The sequence below is a fragment of the Cellulosimicrobium marinum genome, assembly GCF_020551945.1.
Lineage (GTDB): Bacteria > Actinomycetota > Actinomycetes > Actinomycetales > Cellulomonadaceae > Cellulosimicrobium > Cellulosimicrobium marinum.
The window spans coordinates 12174-33629 of record NZ_JAJBZH010000011.1 but is presented as its reverse complement, the minus strand read 5'-3'; the positions used below and the strand labels follow the sequence as shown (position 1 = coordinate 33629).

Genomic DNA, 21456 nt, shown 5'->3' with positions numbered 1-21456 from the left:
TAGTCGCGAGTTGCGAATGTCATCTCGTAGTAGGCGCCGTCGGGCGGCCGCCGTGTGAGGCCCTGGAACGGATACAGCCCCGCACCCTTGTTTGGGTGCGGGGCTGTATCCGTTCCACGTGCTCGGCGGCGGGGAACTAGTGGTGGAGCGGGGCAGTGGGAGGCTCACCGGTCCGGCGCTGTCGATCGACCTCGTTGCTGATGGCGCGAGCTTCGTCCTTGGTGAGGGTGGTGGGGATGGTGTCGTAGCGCTCGTGGAGCACGCGGTAGAGGAGGGAGTAGCCCTCGGGCTTCGCGGTCATGGTCGTGGTCCTTTCGTTGGGTGCTCCGGCTGTTCCGGCGACTCGGGAGGACACGATCACGGGCGGGCGGCTTAAGTCGCCCCCTGCGCGTTGCTAGTGCCGTGCGCACCGATCTGGACGCGGAGGAATCGTGCATCGGATGCACGAACCTCGGCGTGACCTGCGGTGAGGTTGCGCGAGTCGACCGGTTGCCGACGCGTCCACAAGAAGAACTATGCCGCTGACCTCCAGCGACGTTGTCGATGCGTGCTGGCGCGAGTTCTTGCATCTGACGCAACTCGCACTAGTTAGCTGGTAGGGGTGCGTGCTCGAGAGGTGCGAGCTGGTCACCCTCGTCGACCTAGTTGCGGAACTAGAGCTGCCGCTCGAGCTAGGTGGTCGGTCGCGTTGCTAGCCTCCAGTCGGTGAGGGATGAAGTGCTGCAGGTCGAGGTGGGAACCGCCGACGACATCGTGGCCGCGCAGGGCCTGATCGACGGCGCGCGGAAGTGGCTGCATGCGCGGTCGATCGATCAGTGGCAGGACGACATCCCCGACGCAGTGATCAGGGCCGACGTCGACAGGGGCAGCCTCTACGTCGTGCGCGACGGTTCGAACCTTGCTGCGATGGTCGCGCTCTGCGAATCCGATCGCGAGACATGGGGCGATGACGACGAGCCCGCGGTGTATGTGCACCGGCTTGCGGTCGCTCAACATCGGCGCGGCGCCGGTCTGGGCCGCCGCCTGCTGCGGTGGACGCGAGACCAGGCCGTGAGACGGGGCCGGCCGCTGGTCCGTCTGGACTGCGCCGCCGACAATCCCGGACTGCGCAGCTTCTACGAGCACGAGGGCTTCGTGCACGTGCGGGACGTGGTCGTTGCTGCTCCAGACGGATCGCGCCTCCTCGCCTCGAGCCTTTATCAGAGGACGGCAACGGGCGCCTGAGACCCCACGGCTCCGCGCGCCGGCGGCCCGTCGCCTTTCCGCGGAATCGTGCATCTGATGCACGAAGCTTGCGTGACCAGCGGATCCGCGACAGGGATTCGGGTAGAGATACGGCCCATTGGGGCGACCGACGAGCCGCCTGGCCTGCAGCGACGCCGTCATCGCATCCAGGTGCGAGCTCTTGCATCTGATGCAAATCGCACCAGTTATGAACCGATAACCGCTGTTATGTCAGTTTCGCCCGATTTAGGCGTCTTAAGATTAAGGACGGCGTGGCTCCGCATCCCCGCGGGCGACGCGACAGCGGGTTCGCGGATCACGTGCGCCATGCCGTCGAGCGATGCGGCGACGGCTCTAGCAGGGTTTGCCTGCACGCTCGGTGCCAGAGCGGCGCGCTCGAGCGCCACGCCGGCGTCATGGGCTGCGAGAATCCCGACGTCGCGCACGCCGACGAACGCGACCCAGTCCGAGGATCCTTGCGACTGCGCGAGCAGCGCCAGTAGGAGCGACGTCGACCCGTGCACGACGGCGGCCGCGCCGCGGGGCAGGCGGCCGTTGTCGAGGATTGCCCCGAGCGGGCGCGGGCTGTCGTCGACGTCGACGACACAGCGGGCGCCGAGGAGCGGCCACCAGCGCGCGCCGAGCCACGTCCAGTGGGTCCGATATCGTCGTGCTCACCCGTTCAGTATCGAACACCAGTTCGAACCGGGCTCTACGATGAGCGGGTGAGCACGTCGTCCGACCCGCCGGTCTGGCGGCCACCGGGCGCCGATTCCCGGTGGTCCGTCACCACCCCGCTGAACGCGGAACGCCCTGAACACGTGCCGATCAAGCCGCAGGGCTCTGTGCCCGTCATCGCGCACCTGCTGTGGGACACACACGAGGAGTTCATGCCCGGTCGCGCGGTTCGATGGACCTCCGAACACGTCATGGTCGCGCTCGTCGACGTCGACGCTCCCGGTGACGCGCACGAGAACTACGTCTGGCTGCCCGCCCGCGACGTGTTCCGGACACTGCCGCGCCGGCCCCGGCCCGGAGCCTGAGGCCGGACGCTCCCCCAGCACGAGGGCGTGTCGGTGGCGGCTCTGCCACCATCGACAGATGGCACTTGCCTACCGCACGACCCGGGAGACGAGGTACCTGTGGTTCGGCCTCGTGCTGGGTCTGGCCGGCCTGATCATCGGGGAGTCACTTCTTGACGACGCATCGCTGTGGTTCCCGGGGATGCTGATCGGCTGGATCATCTGACTGCTGATCTTCCGCCCGGACGGTGTCGGGCCACGAACCGCCACCTTGGCCGCCGCTCTCGCAGCGTTCGGCGCCATCATCGACCGCCTGGTCCCCGGTCCACCGCGAGTGCCGGTGTGGGTGCTCGGACTGTTCGTCGGCATGATGTTGGGGGCGCTCCTCGACATGCGTGCGAACCGTCGGCGCGAACGTCATTCCAGCGACGACACCTGACGCGGCCGCCACCGTCGAACCCCGGCGTAAGCCCGCCGGCGCACCCACCTTGGACCGCATGGCGAGGACGCCCGAGACACGACCGGCATCGTGTTCGCTTGCCCAGCAGAAGCATGTGATCGTGACTGACGACCTTCGACGGAACCGAGGGCGCCAAGACCTACCGATTCGCGTGGCAGGACGCCACATACGAGATCGACCTGACCGACGCCCACCGCGACGAGCTAATGCGCGCACTCTCGCCCTACATCGACGCCGGGCATCGCATCGGGCGGCGTGGACCTCGCGGCACCGAATCGTCGTCGACACGCTTGAGCGGCGAGCACCAGGCCGCGGTGCGCGCCTGGGCACGGGGGAACGGGCACGAGGTCTCCGACCGTGGCCGCATACCGACCAAGTTGCTTGAGGCGTACCGCACCCGTTGAGCGGTGCAGAGTCTCGCCCGCCGGCGCAGAGCTTTCTGAACCACTGAGGCTCGGCAGCGGGGTGGGCCTGAGCGAACCTGACCGCTCGCGAATGCCGCACGCGGTCCACGCGACTCGGCGGAGACCTCGTCGACGATCGATCAACCAGCGTGATGGCGAATCGTACCGATCTGCGCCTTCACCCTATGGACCCTCGTCGCTCGTGCCTGGTGGCCCGATCCGGGGGCATAGGCTTCGCTCGCAGGCCCGGCGATGAGGAGCAGGTGCGTTGAAGTACGAGCTGTTTGACTACCAGGAGGCCGCCGTCGCGGCGCTCTCCAAGCACCTGATCCGGGCTGCCCGGGACCACGCCGAGGACCCCGACGAGCGCACCGCGGTAGTGCTGTCGGCGCCGACGGGTGCAGGGAAGACAGTGATCGCGACGGGTGTGATTGAGGCGTCTCTGGACGGGGATGAGGCTACGCCGGGCGTTGAAGGAGCTACGTTTCTGTGGGTCACGGACGACCCCTCGCTGAACCGTCAGACGCTGCAGAAGATGATGGACTCGGCGTCAGACCTGCAGCTGAACCGGCTGACGATCATCGAGAACGACTTCGACGAGGAGATCTTCGAACCGGGGCGGGTCTACTTCCTGAACATCCAGAAGCTCTCCGCGACGGCGAACCTGTCCAAGTCCGGCGTCGACGGCCGCACGTACTCCCTATGGGAGACGATCGCGAACACGGTTGCGCAGCGCCCGCACGGGTTCGTCGTCGTGATCGACGAAGCTCACCGCGGCACGACGTCGACCGCTGTCGCCGGCAGGACGCGCGAGACGATCGTCAGTCAGATCATCGGAGGCGGGACGACGGGTCGGCCGGCGGCTCCGGTCGTGTGGGGTATCTCCGCGACCCCCGGCCGGTTCCTGGCCGCGATGGCTGAGTCGGGGCGCACGACCAAGCAGCACACCGTCGCGATCGAGGACGTTCGCGCGTCGGGCCTGCTGAAAGAGCAGATCGTCTTGGGGCACACCCAGGGGGTCGACGCGGCAGAGTCATCGCTCGTGCGGTTCGCTGTGGAGCGGGTGCGTACCTACGAGCAGAAGTGGGTGGACTACACCGCATCGACCGGTGAGCCGGCGGTGCATCCGGCGTTGGTGATCCAGGTCGCCGACAGACCGACCGCGCAGGAGCTGGGCACGGTGATAGCCACCGTGCTCGAGGAGTGGCCGGAGATCGACGCGGGTGCGGTCGTGCACACATTTGCGGATCACGCCGCGCTCGACGCGGGTGCATTTCAGATCCCGTGGTGTCCGCCGGAGGACATCCAGGACCGCACGGACGTCCGGGTTGTGCTGTGCAAGACCGCGATCACGACCGGGTGGGACTGCCCGCGCGCGGAGGTGCTGCTCTCGTTCCGGGTGGCGCGCGACCTGGACTTGATCACCCAGGTCATGGGTCGCATGGTCCGCACCCCTCTCGCGCGCCGGATTGACACCGACCAGGACCTCAACGCGGTGCACTGCATCCTTCCCAGCTTCGACGCTGCGGCCGTCGATGCGATCGCGGAGCGGTTCCAGGTCGGTGACGCCGAGACCCTCGCCACGGGAACGACCGTGATCGTGGACGCCGTCGAGCTCACCCGGAACCCGACCTTCGCAGCCCCGGCGCCGGCCCCTGTGCCGGCGAGCGTCGCGGAGCCGCAGGCTGACGCCGACGACGACGGGTTCGAGCTCGTCACCGCTGATGAGGCTGCGCCCCCGCCCGCGAGCACCCGGCAGGACGACACGGCAACGGTGCCCGGCGTGGACGAAGCGGTGACGACCGCCGTCGGCCAGGGCGAGGCGTCTGGCGGGCTGTTCGACGCGGCGGATGCGCCCGTGCACGAGCTCACCGCGGGCGCTGAGACGTCGGTCTTCGACGTCATCGCAGCGCTGCCGTCCTACACCATCCCGCGACGTACGCTGCGTTCCCCCATCGACCGGCTCACCCAGATGGCGATCTTGCTCGCGGGTGAGCACGACGGCACGACGATCGACGCCAAGGCGCCTCTCAAGGCCAAGAACGAGCTCCTCGCGGTCATCGACACCCACCGTGCCGTCCTCCAGGACGCCGGCGAGCTCGACGACCTCGTCCGGGGGGCCGGCATCACCCGGCTGTACGAGCGGACCGTCGGGTTCGCCGACCCCGACGCGGCCAGTACGGACACCAGCTCCGACCTCGTTCTCGACACCCGCGGGGTGCAGATCCTGCTCAAGCGCGCCGAGGCCGTGCTCCCGCAGGGCCTGGCGAACGCGTACATCAAGCGTCTCGCGGTGCGCGACGAGCAGATCCGCGAGGCCCAGCTGACGACCATCGCCCTCACCACGGACGACACGCTGCCCGGCGCGCTCAAGGACCGGGCGTCACAGCTCGTGGAGCAGTGGTTCAAGGACCACGGCGGCGCGATCACCCGGCTGCCGGCTCCCGAGCAGGAGCGGTTCGACCGGATCAAGCGCGAAGCCGACCGTCCCCTGCCCACGACGATCACGCTCCCGAGCAACAAGACGGAGAGCTCGAGCGGTAGCGCGTGGGACCGGCACATCCTGTCCGACGCCAACGGGATCTTCCGTGCCGAGCTCCAGGGCTGGGAAGAGCACGTACTGCGCGCCGAGCTCGACGCCGGGGCGCTCGCCTGGTACCGCAACCCGGCGACCGGGCGGCACTCCCTGCAGATCCCGTACGTCACCAGCGGGGGCATCCGCGGCCTGGCCGTGGACTTCGTCTTCGTCCACCAGGTCGCCGGCGAGCTGCGCGCATCCCTCATCGACCCCCACGGCACCCACCTCGCGGACGCGGTCGACAAGCTCAAGGGCCTGACCGAGTACGCCGCGAAGCACTCCGCCGACTACCACCGGATCCAGTCGATCGCGCTCGTCGACGACACGTACCTCATGCTCAACCACAAGGACCCCGCCATCCGCACCGCGATCGCCGACTTCGACGGCACCGACTCACGCGACCTGTTCCGCACCCACGGGACGAGGTACTGACCATGGCCCACCTCGACAACCTCATCGAGTCCGTCAAGGACCCCACACTGCGCGCCGCGCTGCACGCCGAGATCGACAAGGTCACCAAGAACCGCCGCCTGGGCCTCGTCTTCGACCGCCACCTGCCCGAGTCCGTCACCCTGCCCGGTTTCACCATCCGCCAGGGTGAGAAGGTCCAGGTCATCACCGAGGGGTCCGACGACCCGACCGATCTCGACGACACCGGCATCTGGACCGTCATCGAGATGCGACCTGCCACCGCGGTGCTGCGCGACGGCGCCGGCCAAACCCGCGAGGTCCCCGTCTCCCAGCTCGTCGCGACCCGCGAGTTCGGCGACCCCATCTACCCCGGCCTGAAGCCCACCGGCCGGGTCCTTCGAGGCGGAGGGACCGATGGTGACGACGGCGGCAAGCCCTTCCACACCGTCATCAACGCCGAGAACTACCACGCGCTCGAGGCCCTGCTGTTCGCCTACGAGGGCCAGGTCGACGCGATCTACATCGACCCCCCGTACAACACCGGCGCCCGCGACTGGAAGTACAACAACGACTACGTCGACGACAACGACCCCTACCGCCACTCCAAGTGGCTCAGCTTCATCGAACGCCGCCTGCTCCTCGCCAAGCGCCTGCTCAACCCTGCCGACTCAGTCCTGATCGTCACCATCGACGAGAAGGAGTACCTACGCCTCGGCCTCCTGCTCGAGCAGACGTTCCCGGCGGCGCACATCCAGATGGCCACGGTCGTGATCAACCCGAGCGGCACCTCCCGTGGCTACCTGTCCCGAGTCGAGGAGTACGTCTTCTTCTGCTTCCTCGGCGACGCCCTTCCCCACGATGCACCCGACGACCTGCTCAGCGAACTCGAGGCCGACGGCGCCAAGATCGGAACCTCCGGAGTCCGCTGGGAATGGCTACTTCGTGGCGGTGGAACCTGGTACCGCGACAAGCGGCCCAACCTCTGCTACCCCGTGCTCCTCAACGACGACCGCACCCGCATGATCCGCGCCGGCGACCCGCTCGTCGGCGACGAGAGCGCACGCCCCGAGACGATCGACGGACACCCCGTCGCGTGGCCGGTGCGGTCCGACGGGCGCCTGGGCATCTGGAGAGTCGACAGTCGCAAGCTCAACGACCTGATCGCCAAGGGATACGCGCACATCAGCTCGAAGCCCCACACCGCACAGCCGACACTGCGATATCTGCTCAGCGGAACCATCGAACGGATCGCGTCTGGCGAACTCGTCGTGACCGGTCACGGAGAGCGCGGCGAGGTTCAGGTCGAGTTCCCAGAGGTCGAACGCGTCCAGCGCGCCAAGACCGTCTGGCGCCGCGGTCGACACACCGCTGGGGGTGCTGGTGGCGCCCAGTTGCTCAACCAGCTCCTCGTGAGCCGCGGTCGCTTCCAGTTCCCGAAGTCGCTGTACGCAGTCGAGGACACGTTGCGCATCGCGGTGGGCAACAAGCCCGACGCGCTCGTGCTCGACTTCTTCGCAGGCTCGGGCACCACCGCCCACGCCGTCATGCGGCTGAACAAGCAAGACGGCGGACGACGGCGCTCGGTCATGGTCACGAACAACGAGGTCAGCGCCGACGAGCGCGCATCACTTCGGGCGGACGGACACCGCCCCGGAGACACAGCCTGGGAGGATCTCGGGATCTGCGAGTTCGTCACCAAGCCACGGATCCGTGCCGCGATCACCGGAGCGACTCCCGCGGGTGAGCCGATCGCTGGGAACTACGGCTTCACCGACGAGTTCCCGATCTCCCAAGGCTTCCAGGAAAACGCCGAGTTCTTCACCCTCACCTACGAAGACCCAGGGCTCGTCACTCTCGGCCGACGGTTCGACGCAATCGCTCCCCTGCTGTGGCTGCGCGCCGGCTGCAGCGGGGCACGCATCGACCACGTGGAAGAGACCGGGTGGTCCTTGCCGGCCGACGCGGTGTACGGGGTGCTGTTCGACACGACCGCCTGGGGAGCATTCGTGTCCGCGGCCGCGAAGCGCGAGGACCTGCGCCACGCGTTCATCGTGACCGATTCGATCGTGGAGTACCAGCAGATCGTGGCCAAGCTCGACCCCGCGCTGAAGACAACCCGGCTATACGCGGACTACCTGCGCAACTTCGAGATCAACACACGGCGATAGGACCAGTGGTTCGAGCTCACGCCGGCTCGACAGGTGAAGGCACAAGGTGACCGTTCTGAGTTGGTGTCCCTCCGAAACCGTCGGCCGCGCCTATCGTTGCGACATGTCATCTGTGTTCCGCCGGGCGGACCGCCGCTTCCTGGCGGACATGGTCGCCGACCTCACCCACGGGCAGCAGGACACCTTCGAGCTCGGCTTGGAGTACACGACCGATGGCACTCGGGTCGGGCGAGGTGCTGAGCTCATACGACGCATCTTCGACGATGAGCCTGAGCCGGACCCGGTGATTCTTGAACTGCTCAACTACATCTACGTCGACAGCCCCACCGCGCAGTGGCGCATCGAGGGCGACAAGTACGCAACCCTCAAGACGCGAGTGCTCGACCCGCGCGGCGTCACGCTCGGCGAAGGCGGGTTCAAGTTGCCGGGCGTTACCGCAGCGCACTTGCCTCTGCCCGCCCGCCCGGGTACCGGGCCCACCCCCTTCGCTCAGGAGGCACCCATGTTCACAGCGGCACCACAACGCGATCCGAGTCGGGTGTTCGTCGTTCACGGCCGGGACATGCGCCCGGTGGAGGTCCTCGAGCAGTTCCTCATCTTCATCGGGCTGCGCGCCATGCCTTGGTCTGAGGCACGCGCACTAACGGGAAAGCCGTCGCCGACCACCTACGAGATCGTGGCGGCGGGGATGGCTGGCGCTGGGGCGGTCATAGTGATCTTCTCACCCGACGATCAGGCGCGGCTTGATCCGCGGCTCGCGCCGGGAGAGCCAGAGGAGCGACCGACGGGTCAGGCGCGACAGAACGTCATCCTCGAGGCCGGGATGGCGTTTGCGACCGACCCGCGACGAACGATCTTCGTGCAGTCAGAACGGACGCGTCCCGTCTCGGACATTGACGGCTTCAACTGGGTGCCGCTCGATGGCTCATGGGACCGTCGCCAGGATCTGTACTCGCGACTCCGCGATGCCGGAGCTCGGGTGGAGCCTCAGCCCGGCGATCTTCAGGCGTCGCTTGCGGGACCATTCCGCATCGTGTAGCCACCTCGCGCGGTGGCGTCGGCTAGTCGCGATTCCAGCAGCGCGAGGCCACCTACACGCTGCGCGAGGCCAGCACGAGCGCGAGACCGCGCCTGACGCGGCTGCGCCCCCGTCGATGAGAGGTACGCCATGCCGGCATGTGAGGAGGTCTGGGAGTCTTGCGCCCGTACCACCGGCGTGGTTCGATCGTCGCTGTCGGCAACGTCGCCGACTAGACCATCATCGACCCGGGGGGATCTATGAAACCGAAGGCCCGAGTTCTGGCCATCTTCATCTCAATTGCGGTCGCAGTCGGAGTCTTTGCAGCTCCGACCTCCGCGATCGGACACTGCGATGGCGGCGCGGTCAACTGCTACAAATCTTTCCAGTCCGATGCCGGCACCCGCTGGAACGGCCTCATTCGAATCAAAGCCGCTCACAACGATTCCGGGCGGCATGCAAAGCAGGCGTATATCCGGTTCACCCGGGCCGCCGGACCAGCACTTGACACCGGTCGTCTCTACACTCCGACCGCTGCATCGCCTTCCGAGACGATTTTCCGCTCCCGTACGACGGCGGTCTGGGACTCGCCACTCTGGGGGGACCAGTACACAACGAAGTTCAACTACGGCTTCTTCTGGTTCTGACTCGTTCTATAACCATCGCCTGGTCACACGAGTATCGTGTGACCAGGCGATGGCGTGCTTGATGAAACAAACGGCGGGACACTAACGTGCGCACCAGACTAGTCATAGTATCTGCACTCTTTGGCATCTTGGCGTCGTTTGCGGCTTGGGCCGTTACGTGGAAGCTCGCGGACTATGCGGACGTTACCTTTGCTTTGAAAGGAGAGACGACGGCCCTAGAGCTTGCCGCATCTCCGGAACTCACGGCGCGCGCCACGGCCGACCACTCTCCGAATGAACTCCGTGCGTTCTTGGCGAGAGAAGGTCTAACGTTAGTCACGGCGTCCGTCGGCGATGGTCCACCTGGACTCCAGGCCGAGGACCCTGGCTCGCGACTAGGCTGGCTTCCAGAGCAAGACGGCGACAACGCGGCCACGTATCTGTTTGCGGGAACATATTCCGCCGATCTCTGGCTGCGCGGGGGACAGGTACCATTCGTCGCAGACGATGCGGCTATCGCAGGGGTCATCGATCCACCGGGGGGTATCGGCAGCCTTCAGTTCGTTGTCGACTCCATAGGTCCGAACCCTCCCCCAGGAGACTACGTCATCAGTACCGCCGATCCAGACCTACTCCGCGAGGCCGTGCTTCTGCTTCAGGAAAGTGGACTGGAACTACGTGAATCGCGCGCAATGCCGCTAGTCCGTGATCTCCTTGAGGACCCACTGGTCAATGCGACGTCGCTTCTTCTGGTTCTGGCTGCAATCGCTACCGGGATGCACTGGGTGCTGACCTTCGCCCAACTTCGGCGTGAGTACACTATTCGCATGCGGCACGGCGCCAGGAGGTTGGGCTTGGTGACTAGCTCGTGGGCAAGGGGCATCGTTTGGCAGTGCATAGGAGTCGCGCTTGGTTCCGTCGTCACGTTGGGAATCGTCGTCAGCATTGGCCGTGAGCCGATTACCGAAAATGACCTCCTAGCAGTCGGCCTGGGCGCAGCGGGCGGCCTATTGCTTAGTGCGGTGCTGCGCTTCGGCGCAGGAGCGATAGCGATTCGCGGAAGGGAGGACTGAGCATGGCTGATGATTTCGCGGGCGGGATTGGAATGGCAATCCGGCGATGGCCACGGCTCCTCGGGCTCTCCGCCATGATTTCTGTCGCTTGCGCCGTCATGGCTATTCTCCTCGCAGATGTACTGATCCAGTTCTCCGCCCTGCGCGCAGGTTCAGAACTCCGCGCGCGCGGCGCGGTTGTTTTCACGCCGTTTTACACGAGCGATGACGTCACCGCCCCTGCCCCTGCAACAGTCGAGTCCTTGTCCGAAATGATCGAATCCGAGGACGCCTACACTGCGATCGTGCACAACGTGCAGGTGAACGATCCCGGATTCCTCGATGGCGTTCCGGTGATCGTCACCTTCGGTAGCATGATCAGCAAATTGCTTCCGGACGTTGATCAGTGCGCCCCAGCTCCTTGCGCGTCGGCAGGAAGAGGCGTCGACCTGTCGTCGATTCCCAACGAGTTCGAGTTTGCAGGAAGCCAAATTGAGATGCGTGACCGTCTGGCGCCCGGCGCATCGTTCTTCGACGCAAACTTGGGATCCGTGCCTTTGGATGACTCAATCGTCCTAAACCTGCCACCGGATTCTATCGGGCACCTTGACCCCTACGAATTAGAGGAAGCTTTGATTCGGGCGGTTATCCTCACGAGCGACGCGTCCAGCGCGGACAGTTTCGTTGCAAGTGCCGCACGAAATGGGCTGCAACTAGTCCCGCATAATGTCGCGATCGACCAGCCGCAGCGTCTGGCCGCCATGATGGTCATGTCCGGAATGTATGTGCTCGGCCTAGTCGCGTTCCTAGGTATCGTCGTTGCTGCATTTATATCCTCCGCATTTCTGACCGTTCGCGACGAACTGGCCACCTTCATCATTCGGCGCACCTATGGAGCCAGCGTGTGGAACAGCGCGTCAAGAATTGGGGGATTTGTGTTTGCAGCCGTCGTGGTTCCAGCAACTGTACCGCTGCTCGCGCTGTCGCTCTTGGGTCCACCAATCAGTTCGGGTGCCGCCTGGATGGTCCTAGCTGTCTCGATGCTCGGGGCTGGCCTTTGGGCATTGGTGTGGCGGATGCAGGCAAGGATGGAGTTGGAGCGTCGATGATGACAAATGAGTCTCCTTGTCTGGTGGAGGCCCGATCCGTCACGAAGAGGTATCCAGACGGAAGGGCCCATGTTGCCGCGCTGTCGGGCGCCTCGATCACTATCGCCCAAGGCGAAGCCGTCGCACTCATGGGCCCATCGGGCTGTGGCAAGTCGACACTCTTGAGGCTGCTTGGCTTGGTCTCGGTTCCGACGGCTGGGGACGTCCTTATCGGAGGTGAGGCTGCGCCGACTGCGGAACGGGATCGCGCGCGGTTGAGAAACGCGTTCTTCGGATACGTTCAGCAGGACTTTGCGATCATCCCACATGTGAGTGTTCATGAGAACGTAGCCATTCCCCTGGAGTACGCGTCGCCCAAGGGTGGACGGCGAGAACGCTCTCAAAGGGTCCAATCAGCTCTGGAAGCGGTCGGTTTAGGTTGGGCGACATTCAGCCGCGCGTCGTCATTGTCAGGGGGCGAAAAGCAACGCGTCGCGATCGCGAGGGCACTGATAAATGGCCCTAAACTGGTCCTTGCTGACGAGCCAACTGCAGCACTTGATGCCTCCACTGGGGCGCAGGTCCTTGATCTGATGCTCGGAGCTCGGGCGCGCGGTGCGTCATTGATTATCGCCACACACGATGAACGAGTCGCTCAGAGATGTGATCGCGTTGTGCACATGGATGCGGGAAAAGTGGTCGTGCACAATTTTGCGTAACGTCGGAGCGTCCCCCCCGCGTTGGACCTATAGCCCTCGACGACAGAGCCGCCCCCCGCGATGCGGAGGGCGGCTCTGTTGTGGAGGGTCAGCGTGCAAGTTCGTGGGGCCGCTCGAGCGTCTGGCTTGAGCGCCGCGTGCGCGCTCGAGGTGAGTTGCGGCGGCTGGACTCGCGCAGTGTCGCGTTCGCGGAGCGGGGGAAGCTCGGGGACGACTCGCGTCGTGCGGCCGCCGCCGCGGCGGGGACCTGCCCTAGTTCGGGTTCTGTTGTTCGCGCGTACGCCGGCACCGTCGCGTCCTGCGGGGAGCGGGTCGCGGCGCGCCCTGCCTCGTGCTCCGCCGAGTCGTGCAGCCGGTCGTGCTCGGCCAGGTGCTCGCGCGCGTCGGCGTGAGCGTCCTCCGCCCGTACTTCGTCGGCCGCGGGCCTGGGGTCGTCCTGCCCTCGTTTCTCCTCTGCCCGGTCCTCGAGGTTGTCGGCCTCGCGCAGGTCTTCGCGGGCTTCTTCGTCGTGCCGGCGCGCTGCCTCCGCGTCGTCGATCGCGTGCAGCAGGGCGTTCCGTCGGTCCGCCTCGCTGTCGGGGTGGGCGGATCGGACCCGGGTGAGGTCGATGCCGAACCGGCCCTCGAGGCCCTTCTGCGCTTCGTCCAGGGTGCGTCGAGCGCCCTCGTCGCGTTCGGTCCGAGCCGCGGCGTACGTAACGACGTCCGCGAGCTCGTTGCGAGACTCTTCCTTCCAGAACTTCCCGGTCGTGGATTGGCGGTAGACGTTCTGCGCCTGCGCCTGGTCCACGGCTCCGTCCAGAGCCGCACGGCGCGCGTCAGGGTCTTGCGGGTGGGCACGGTGGATGGCGTCAAGATCGACGCCGTAGCGGCCGACCAGCTGCTCACCGATGACCAGGTGTGCCTCGCGGCCGCGGGCGTCATGCGGCGCCACGGAAGCCGTGTACGCCTCGACCTCGGCGACCTGTGTCGCCGTCGCGCGGTCCCAGAAGTCCGGGCGGCGCACACGGTCGTAGACCAGCGACGTCTGCTCGCGCGACTCGCTCGCGACGCGCGAGAGCTCGCGCTGCTCGGTCATCGACCGGTCGGCCTGCTGCCGCGCCGCGCGCTCCCGAATTTGGCCCACGGCCATGAGCGTGGACCGCACGAAGCGGTCGAGTTCCTGACCGATCTCGTCCTCGTTGCTCATCGTCATCCCTCTCCCCTGTCGGTTCCTCGGTCACTGTTCGGCTGGATGGTCGGCCGACCGGAAGAGCCCTGCCGGCGGGGTCTCGCTCGCCCACCTTTCGGGCAGCTGGCGGTCCTCGACGGCGCTCACCCGCCAGAACGGCCCGTCCGGGGCCGTGAGCTCGCGCATCTCGGGGCCGAAGTAGTCCCGGAAGAACACGGTCATGCCGGTCATGCCTTCGTTGCGCAAGAACTCCCACGACTGCCACAGCGCTTCCAGCCGGGCCACGACTTCGGTGTACTCCCACCAGCGCGGGTCCCACCGGAACGCCTTCGGGTTGCGCTTGTAGTGCGGGAGCAGCCACTCCTGCACCCACTCCGCGACGTTCGGGTAGAACGTCGTCGGCGCCGCGGCCTCGTCGTCCAGATCCACCGTGACCTCGTCGTCGAACTCGCTCATGCCACCCCGGTCCTCTCTCGCTCGGTCGCGCCCGTCTGGGCGCGAGCCTTCTCGTAGTGCGCGAAGCTCGCGCTGACCTTGTCGGCGTACGGCCGAGCGCTGAAGTGGTCGAGACGCAGCAGCGCGGCCGGGGTGCCCGAGGCCATGAGGACGGCCCGACCGCGCGGGAGGGCGGTCAGGTCCGACACGTCGAAGGTCCGTTGCCGCTGGACCGACGTCGAGACCGTGCGGCCGCCCTTGTGCTGCGACGTCGAGCGCTTGAGCACGTCGTGATCCCCGACGAGGTTGGAGACGAAGGGCAAGAACTTGTCCTCCGAGAGCCCGGACCCGACGGCGCGAACGTTCGCCGCGCTCCAGAGCTTCTGCATGCCGGTCTCCCCGAAGGCTTCGACACCCTGGGACCAGGACTGGAAGAACGCGCTCACGACGATCCCGCGTGAGCCGTAGTGGGAGTACACGTCGGGCAGCTCTCGCCAGCGGCACACGTTGGCGACCTCGTCGAGAACCGCGGTGAGCGGAGGCGTGAGCCGGCCTCCACGGGAGCGCGATCCCGCCTTCTCTGCGGCCGTGAGGATCGCCATGGTCAGCGCCGCGGTGATCGCGCGCGCTGACCCGCCACCCTCCTTGGAGACCAGGTAGACGGTGTCGGAGGACGCCAGGAACGATGCCGGGTCGAAGTGCGGCCGGCGTCGGCTCGGGTCGGTGACCCACTCGGCGATCTTCTGGTTTCCGAGCACACCGATCCAGGGCCGCACCGTGCCGTAGACGCCGTCGCGCTGCTTCTCGGTGAGCTTCTGCGTCTTCTCCAACGCCACGGCCTGGGATCGCTCCCCATGCTCCTTGAGCAGGGTCGCGGGGTTGTCACCGCGGGTCGCGTCGGGATCGTTGGCCCAGTCGAAGACTGCGGTGATCGGCCGACCGGCGAGTGCGGCCGCCAGGAAGAGTCGCGACAGGAGCTCCTTGCCCGCCGACTCGAAGTAGGCATCCTGCTTCGCCCCGGCCGACGTCGCCGAGGAGATGAAGACGTCGGCCAGCTTCTCCGCCGTCTCGAGGTCCTCGACGAATGACAGCGGGTTCCACCACCACGACGCCGGTTCGCCGATGATGCCCTGGACGTCGTGCACCCACGTGACCCCGAGCTCGCTGCGCGGGCCGCGGGTTGCGTCGACGATGTCGGGCTTGTTCGACGTCGTGACGACGGGCCCCAGGGTCTCCAGAACCTGCGGGATGCACACGCACGAGGTCTTGCCGGCGCGCGGCCCCATGAGCCAGATCTGCACCCACTCCCACGAGGCATAGAGGCGGCGGCGGGAGGGGAGGTGTGTCCCGAGGGTGACGCCGACGCCAGCCCCGTCGGCACCGAGCCGGCGGCTGCCTTTGGCGACCGCCTTCTCGGTGAGCTCGTCGACGTCGCTGCCGCTGGCCAGGTAGCGCGCCTTGTCGTCCACCCGCGACCGAGCCCGCGCGTTGCGCACGGCCGCCACCCCGACGAGTCCACCGACGACGACCAAGAGCCCGAGGGCGCCGAAGGTCACGACGCCCTGGGCGGTGGTGAACGGCACTTGTCCCGTCACGGCCTGTGCGATGACGAGGAACGGGTTCGAGCCGCGCTCGACGGCAGGGTTCAGCTGCGCCCCTGCCCAGACTGCGGCGCCCGCGACGACGAGCGCCGCGAGCACCATGAGCAGGAGCAGGTAGCCGGTCTCGCTGCCGCCGGGTTCGGAGCGGCGGTTGCGCTGACGTGCCATCAGACACGCACCTCCTCGTCCTCGTCGAGCAGGACCCCAGCGCGCATCGCGCGCTCCATGGCCGCTTCCCACGCGCGGTTGGTGTTGTTCACGTCGAGCTCGGCGGCGACCATGCGCATGATGAACGGGACGCCGGCCTTCTTCCCGGTCTTGAGCAGGAACTTCCCGCGCCCGGGAGGTGCAGCAGCCTGCGAGGTCTCGGGGTTGACGCTCCCCTCGGTCGACCAGTCCGTGATCATCGACCGCTCGCGCGCCGAGAGTGCGAACACCTCGGCGAGGTTGCCCATCTCCTTCTCGGCGAGCCCGCCGAGGAACACCATCGCGGACCGCTCGACGAAGCCCCACGCGATGTCGGTCAGGTGCGCGCTGGCGAGCTTGAGGTCGTTCATGGTGTGCGTGATCATGGCCTGCCCGATGGCCCGGTTGCGGTTGAGCCGGGTCAGGGCGTCCAGGAAGTAGACCATCGAGTCACTGGCCCGCAGCATCCGCCACAGCTCGTCCATGACCAGGAAGTAGTGCCGCTGCGGCCGGAGGCCGGCGGCCGCCAGGTGCTTGTCCGCCGAGACCATGGCGGAGCCCACCGACCAGCACACGGACTGGACAGCGGCCTGCAGCTGGAGGTCCGCGTCGTCGATCCCGGACAGGTCGTAGACCATCGGACGTCCGAGCTGGATGTACTCCGAGGTCGGGGTCGCGAAGACGTCTCCGAACGGTCCCGACTGCCCCAGCGCGAGCAGCGCGTCCAGGAGATCCTGCACGCGCTCGTCATAGTGGTTGAGGTCGCCGCGCCCGCTCGCCACCCGCACGAGGCGAGGGTGGTGAGCGCGCACCAAGTTCGTGAGGTCGTCGACGACCGGCACGCCTTGGTGCTCCTCGTCGAGGATCCGGAGCCCCTCGGACACCAGCGACTGCTCGTAGTCGCGAAGACGCGACCCGCGGACCAGGTCGAGCAGACCGAGCACCGTCGTGCGGCGTCGTGCCCGCATCTCCTCCAGGGCCTTGCGCCGCTGCTGGTCGTCGGGAATCTGCTCGAGCTCGCGCACGACCGGCCCGAGGTCGAGCGGGTTGATCGACCCGACGCCCGGCCCGAGCGCGATGACCTGACCGTCCAGCGCGCGGATCAGGTCCACGTAGTCGGGCTTGGTGTCCGACAGGACCATCGGGACGATGCCCCACGACTGCAGGACCGTCACCATGCGACGGATGAGCGAGGACTTGCCCAGCCCCGGCCGGCCGAGCACGAAGCACGACGGGTTGAGTACGAGGTTCGCCAGGAACCAGTGAATCGGGTCCGCGCAGACCGTCGAGCCGTTCAGGAGGTTCGGGCCCAGCGGCACGCCGCGCACCGGGTTGCCGGACCCTGCGATGAACGGCCACAGGCCGCAGACCTGGACCGTGGTGCCCTGCCACTCTGGGGCCGGCTCGATGTACCGCTCACGCCCGGCCCCGGGGCCGGCCCACCCGCGACGCCCTGCGCGCTCCCCCGCGGCCGCGCGCCCGGCGGCCGCCGCGGCAAGGAACCGGCTGAGCGGACCGCGGCGCGGAGAACGATCGCGCTTGAGCGAGCGGGCTGCGCGGGTAGCCAGCTGTCGCTGCTCGCGGCGGCTCAGCGTCAGCTGGACCGGCTGGTCGATGGCCTGCTTCTTCGTCGTCATCACAGGTACTCCCTCAGCTGGCTCGGGATGATCGAGTGCTCGGGCAGGACGAGACCGAGGGGCAGACCCGCCTGGAAGGCGACGGCCTGGTTGCCGAGCGCGGGGCGCAGGCGCAGCCGCGCCTGGTTGCCCAGGGAGGGGATCATCTTCTCCAGGCGCGGCAGGTCGTCCGATCGAGCGCACGTCACGGTGACGATCAGCCCGAACCTCACGAGCCCAGCTCCCGCGGCCTCCTCCTGCGCGGCCTTCTTGGCGTAGGCCAACCTCTGCTGCTGACGGGCCGTGGCGCGCTGCTTCGACGACGCGCCGAACGTCGCGTTGTTGATGTCGGACTCGACGACGTCGGTCGCCTCACCGGCCGGGATCGGCCGGTACAGGATCGTCACCCGCTTGCGAAGGACACCCGGCGTTGGCTCGACGAGCCGACGCAGCGAGTTGGAGAAGAACATCCCGTTCGGGCCGCGGTACATCTGCCACGACTTCGACACGGCTCGGTCGTGGTAGTACACCTCGAGCGCGCCGTCGTCGTGCCACGTCGGTCCGGCTTCCGCCCACGACAAGCCCGTCCCCCCGTCGGCCCGGGCCTGTTCGATCTGAGCGGCCACGGTGGGGTCGTACGCGGTGCGGGTGAAGTCGATGATGTCCTGCGCGGTGCAGGCGCGTACCGAGGTCCCGGCCCCGGTCTCCCACAGGGACGACAGCAGCACCGGCAGGCGGTTCCCGATCTCTTCGGCCATCGCCGTCAGGCCGCGGTCGCCGGACTTCCCCTCGATGTTCGTCCCCGAGAACGTCAGGGCCAGGCGCGTCACGATCGTGGGCGAGCCGGTCGCGAGCTCCCCCACGAGCTCGGTGGCGACGTTCACCGCGAACGGGTGGGCGGTCTCCTCGTCGATGTTCCCGCGCACCATCCTCGTCAGACGGACACCGGAGTCCGGTGCGGTCTCCACGGTCACGCTGGCTCCGACGATTCCCTCGTCGACGCCCAGCTGCGCGAGCCACGCACCCCAGTGCGCTACCTGGGAGTCGATGGTGCTCTGGTCCACCAGAGCGTCGCCGTCGGGGTAGGCCTCGAGGACGACGGTGTAGTGCCGCGCGGCACGTAGGCGGATCAGGCCGAAGCGGTTGCCGAACGCGTCCTGGTGCTCGCTCAGCGAGCTCGGCGCCATGAGGCCGGGGAGCGTGAACGAGCCGTCGCGGACCTTGCCCGCCGGGCCGGCGACGTACAGGCTCTCACCACGGCGGACCTTCGCCCGGTGAGCGCGCGCCAGCGCCCGTCGGGCGTAGAACGTCCGGCCCTGCTTCTTGAACCCGACCAGCAGCACCACCGCCACGATCCCGACCGCCACGACGCCTGCCGCCGCGAAGAACAGCCCCCGGGCGATCATGAGAATGACCACGAGAACGAAGGGGATGCCCAGGAGCATCACGCCCATGGGCAGACCGAAGATGCCGGTACGCCTGGGCTCGGTGAGGTTGCCGTAGGCGCCAGGAACTACCGTCGTGTTGCTCATCGCTGCTCCCCTGTCGTGTCATCGAACGCGCTCGGTCCGTGAGCGCTGGCGCTCGCCAGATCACCGAGCACCTGGGCACCTACCTGCGCCCTCGACGGACCGCTCGTGCTGCCCGCGCTGGTCATGCTGTCTCTCGTCGCGGACGACCCGCCCTGTGTCGAGGACGTTCCCGCGCCCGTCGACGTTGTGCTGGCTCCGGCGCTCGCTCCGGTCGGACCGCCGCTCTCCGACCCCGTCGGGTTCGTGCCGGACCCGCCACCGGTCGGTCCCGCACCCGACGGGCCCGAGCCAGAGCCGCCACCGGTCGGTCCGCCAGAGGTACCCCCGCCGGCCGCACCACCGGACGCGGACCCGCCTCCGCTTGCGCCTGCACCCGCGCCTGCACCCGCGCCTGCGCCTGCGGACGCTGCGCTGCCGGTTGCTGCTGCGCCGCCCCCGGCGGCCGCGGTTCCTCCACCTGCGACGGCAGGCGCGGCCGCGCCGCCCGTCGCGCCGATCGCGACGACTGCGGCGCCTGCCGCAACCGCGCCCGCCGCAGCGCCGCTGCCGGAGAACACTCCCGACATACCGTTGGCGGCAACCGGAGAGATGAACTTCACGAGTGCCGGCAGCGCGAGCGCTGCCGCGAGGAGCACCACCACGGCGATGCACGAGGCATAGATCGCGTTGGCGATCGGGTCCAGACCTGGGATCTGAGGCGGGTTCTTCAGCATCTTGATCCCAAGGGCGTAGATGCAGCCCGCGACCGGCTTGAACAGCACGAACGCCGTCATCCATCCGATGGCCTTGCGAAAGGCCTGCTCCCCCGACTCGGTGCCCGACGCCGCGGCCAACGTGGGCAGGAAGGCGAAGAGGACCAGCACGAGCGCGTTGCGGACGATCATGAACGCCACGTTCGCCAAGCTGCCGAAGAAGGCCAGGAGCCCGAGGATCAGACCCGGGCCGACGCCGCCGGCCAACAGCATCTCGACCGACAGGAACCCGTTCAAGGTCATCGGTTCACCGGTGACCTTGTCCACGATCCACGGTGCGAACGCGTCACCGGCGGCCATCAGGGCCGTGAACCCCGCGGTGAGGGCGGCGGAGGTGATGATCAGGCGCACCACCATCTTGACCGCGCCTGCCCCACTGCGGAAGTCGTGGGTCGTCGCCATCCGAGCGAGCGCAACGAGGATCCCCACGAGCGCGAACGCGAAGGTGTACCACGACAGGTGCCCCTGGATCACGGTCACCGGCCCGGAGGCCACGTCGACGCCCGGCATGTTGATCCAGAATGTGTTGAGCCACCCGAGCACCGCGACGGTGCCCTCGCCAAGGCTCATGACGAAGTCTGCCGCTGCGGACTCCGCGACGCTGCTGCCGATGTTCCCGAGATGGCAGGAGAAGTCGTGCCAGCTCGAGCACTCCTCAGCCATCGGTCGCCCCCCACGGTGTGAACGTCGTCAGATCGACGATCGACGGCGTGAGCTGGCTCGTCGCGAGGTCGCCTCTCCAGTTGTCGATCGCGTCGTCCCAGACCAGCGAGACCCGGACCTCGGCCTCGATGTCTTCCTGGCGGAAGCCCAGGCTCACGATCGCGGCGTCAGGCTCGACCTGCTGGAACTGGAAGCCAGCGATCTGTGCCACCCGCCCGGGCGTTTGCGTCCGGTCCGAGGGGTCCTGGGTAGCCAGCCAGGCGGGCAAGGCGGGGTTGTCCACCGCGGCGACGGCGCTGAACTCTTCGTAGTCGGGCTCTCCGAGCCCCGCGAAGAAGCTTGCAGCAGCGAACAGGGCGCCCGTCGGTGAGTGCGCGAAGCACGGCCACAGCGGCTCGGGCCCGTCCACCGGCCCGTGCTCGGGGGACGTGGGAACCATGAAGTACCCCACCGCCTCCCACTGAGCCTCGGGTCCAGACACGGGGATGTCCTGGTTCGCACCGCCAGGAATGCAGGTGTCGTCCTCGTCCAGCTCAGCCCCCGTTGTAGACGAGGGCGAGGGCGTCGCCGTGACGCTCTGCGACGGGTCGGGATCGGGTTCCGATCCCGACGACGTCGCGACCACCACGGCCACGAGGACGACGATCAGCAGCAAGAACCCGCCCGAGACCCACCACCAGGCGTTGAACGGGTTCGACGTCTCCTTCTCGTCGCTCATGATCAGCAGCTC

General features: G+C 67.5%; 20 protein-coding genes. 11 read left to right on the top strand and 9 right to left on the bottom strand.

The genetic code is table 11. The annotated features are described in order from the left end of the window. Nucleotides 1–136: 136 nt before the first annotated feature. Nucleotides 137–301 carry a hypothetical protein gene (locus LGQ04_RS17080; protein ID WP_229245177.1) on the bottom strand — a complete coding sequence of 55 codons (165 nt, stop codon included), beginning with the start codon at nucleotides 299–301 and terminating at the stop codon, nucleotides 137–139. A 404-nt stretch (nucleotides 302–705) separates the two neighbouring features. Between LGQ04_RS17080 and LGQ04_RS17075 the strand changes: the two genes are divergently transcribed. Next, nucleotides 706–1224 (top strand): GNAT family N-acetyltransferase, encoded by a 519-nt coding sequence (locus tag LGQ04_RS17075; RefSeq protein ID WP_229245176.1) that lies wholly within the window; start codon nucleotides 706–708, stop codon nucleotides 1222–1224. A gap of 206 nt (nucleotides 1225–1430) precedes the next feature. On the opposite strand, the gene imuA' is transcribed toward LGQ04_RS17075, so the two are convergent. Continuing rightward, a complete protein-coding gene (imuA', locus tag LGQ04_RS17975) occupies nucleotides 1431–1790 on the bottom strand; it encodes a DnaE2-dependent mutagenesis accessory factor ImuA' (RefSeq protein ID WP_504748520.1) in 360 nt (119 codons plus the stop codon). Nucleotides 1791–1949: 159 nt separating this feature from the next. Between imuA' and LGQ04_RS17070 the strand changes: the two genes are divergently transcribed. The 10 genes from LGQ04_RS17070 (at nucleotide 1950) to LGQ04_RS17950 (ending at nucleotide 12770) form a co-directional block, all read left to right on the top strand. Continuing rightward, the gene (locus tag LGQ04_RS17070; RefSeq protein ID WP_229245175.1) at nucleotides 1950–2267 is read left to right on the top strand and encodes a hypothetical protein; all 318 of its coding nucleotides are present in this window, start codon (nucleotides 1950–1952) and stop codon (nucleotides 2265–2267) included. Between the two features lie 58 nt (nucleotides 2268–2325). Then, a complete protein-coding gene (locus LGQ04_RS17065; RefSeq protein ID WP_229245174.1) occupies nucleotides 2326–2472 on the top strand; it encodes a hypothetical protein in 147 nt (48 codons plus the stop codon). Between the two features lie 338 nt (nucleotides 2473–2810). Then, nucleotides 2811–3110, top strand: coding sequence for a histone-like nucleoid-structuring protein Lsr2 (locus LGQ04_RS17060; protein ID WP_267495108.1), 300 nt, complete (start codon nucleotides 2811–2813; stop codon nucleotides 3108–3110). A 268-nt stretch (nucleotides 3111–3378) separates the two neighbouring features. Next, a complete protein-coding gene (locus LGQ04_RS17055; protein ID WP_229245173.1) occupies nucleotides 3379–6120 on the top strand; it encodes a DEAD/DEAH box helicase in 2742 nt (913 codons plus the stop codon). 2 nt (nucleotides 6121–6122) lie between these two features. Then, nucleotides 6123–8267, top strand: a complete 2145-nt coding sequence (locus tag LGQ04_RS17050) for a DNA methyltransferase (protein WP_229245172.1) — start codon at nucleotides 6123–6125, stop codon at nucleotides 8265–8267. Nucleotides 8268–8370: 103 nt separating this feature from the next. Then, nucleotides 8371–9306 (top strand): TIR domain-containing protein, encoded by a 936-nt coding sequence (locus LGQ04_RS17045; RefSeq protein WP_229245171.1) that lies wholly within the window; start codon nucleotides 8371–8373, stop codon nucleotides 9304–9306. Nucleotides 9307–9545: 239 nt separating this feature from the next. Then, entirely contained in the window at nucleotides 9546–9932 is a 387-nt protein-coding gene (locus LGQ04_RS17040) for a hypothetical protein (protein ID WP_229245170.1), read from the top strand. A gap of 86 nt (nucleotides 9933–10018) precedes the next feature. After that, entirely contained in the window at nucleotides 10019–10984 is a 966-nt protein-coding gene (locus tag LGQ04_RS17035) for a hypothetical protein (RefSeq protein ID WP_229245169.1), read from the top strand. A gap of 2 nt (nucleotides 10985–10986) precedes the next feature. Beyond that, nucleotides 10987–12072 carry a hypothetical protein gene (locus LGQ04_RS17030; protein ID WP_229245168.1) on the top strand — a complete coding sequence of 362 codons (1086 nt, stop codon included), beginning with the start codon at nucleotides 10987–10989 and terminating at the stop codon, nucleotides 12070–12072. Continuing rightward, entirely contained in the window at nucleotides 12069–12770 is a 702-nt protein-coding gene (locus tag LGQ04_RS17950) for an ABC transporter ATP-binding protein (protein ID WP_372470128.1), read from the top strand. Before LGQ04_RS17030 ends, LGQ04_RS17950 begins: the two co-directional genes overlap by 4 nt. Before the next feature lie 88 nt (nucleotides 12771–12858). Here the strand turns inward: LGQ04_RS17950 and LGQ04_RS17025 are convergent, their stop codons facing one another. Genes LGQ04_RS17025 through LGQ04_RS16995 form a run of 7 tightly spaced genes read right to left on the bottom strand, consistent with a single transcriptional unit; the run spans nucleotide 12859 to nucleotide 21444 of the window. After that, complete coding sequence (locus tag LGQ04_RS17025; protein ID WP_229245167.1) at nucleotides 12859–13959, bottom strand: hypothetical protein; 1101 nt, start codon at nucleotides 13957–13959, stop codon at nucleotides 12859–12861. A 30-nt stretch (nucleotides 13960–13989) separates the two neighbouring features. Beyond that, entirely contained in the window at nucleotides 13990–14397 is a 408-nt protein-coding gene (locus tag LGQ04_RS17020; RefSeq protein WP_229245166.1) for a DUF4913 domain-containing protein, read from the bottom strand. Then, nucleotides 14394–16145, bottom strand: a complete 1752-nt coding sequence (locus LGQ04_RS17015) for a type IV secretory system conjugative DNA transfer family protein (protein ID WP_229245165.1) — start codon at nucleotides 16143–16145, stop codon at nucleotides 14394–14396. The genes LGQ04_RS17020 and LGQ04_RS17015 overlap by 4 nt, the downstream gene beginning before the upstream one ends. After that, complete coding sequence (locus LGQ04_RS17010; RefSeq protein ID WP_229245164.1) at nucleotides 16145–17800, bottom strand: putative type IV secretion/conjugal transfer ATPase; 1656 nt, start codon at nucleotides 17798–17800, stop codon at nucleotides 16145–16147. Before LGQ04_RS17010 ends, LGQ04_RS17015 begins: the two co-directional genes overlap by 1 nt. Continuing rightward, nucleotides 17800–19311, bottom strand: a complete 1512-nt coding sequence (locus LGQ04_RS17005) for an SCO6880 family protein (RefSeq protein WP_229245163.1) — start codon at nucleotides 19309–19311, stop codon at nucleotides 17800–17802. The genes LGQ04_RS17010 and LGQ04_RS17005 overlap by 1 nt, the downstream gene beginning before the upstream one ends. Beyond that, nucleotides 19308–20726 (bottom strand): hypothetical protein, encoded by a 1419-nt coding sequence (locus LGQ04_RS17000; protein WP_229245162.1) that lies wholly within the window; start codon nucleotides 20724–20726, stop codon nucleotides 19308–19310. The genes LGQ04_RS17005 and LGQ04_RS17000 overlap by 4 nt, the downstream gene beginning before the upstream one ends. After that, complete coding sequence (locus LGQ04_RS16995; RefSeq protein WP_229245161.1) at nucleotides 20719–21444, bottom strand: DUF8175 domain-containg protein; 726 nt, start codon at nucleotides 21442–21444, stop codon at nucleotides 20719–20721. The genes LGQ04_RS17000 and LGQ04_RS16995 overlap by 8 nt, the downstream gene beginning before the upstream one ends. Nucleotides 21445–21456 lie beyond the last annotated feature (12 nt).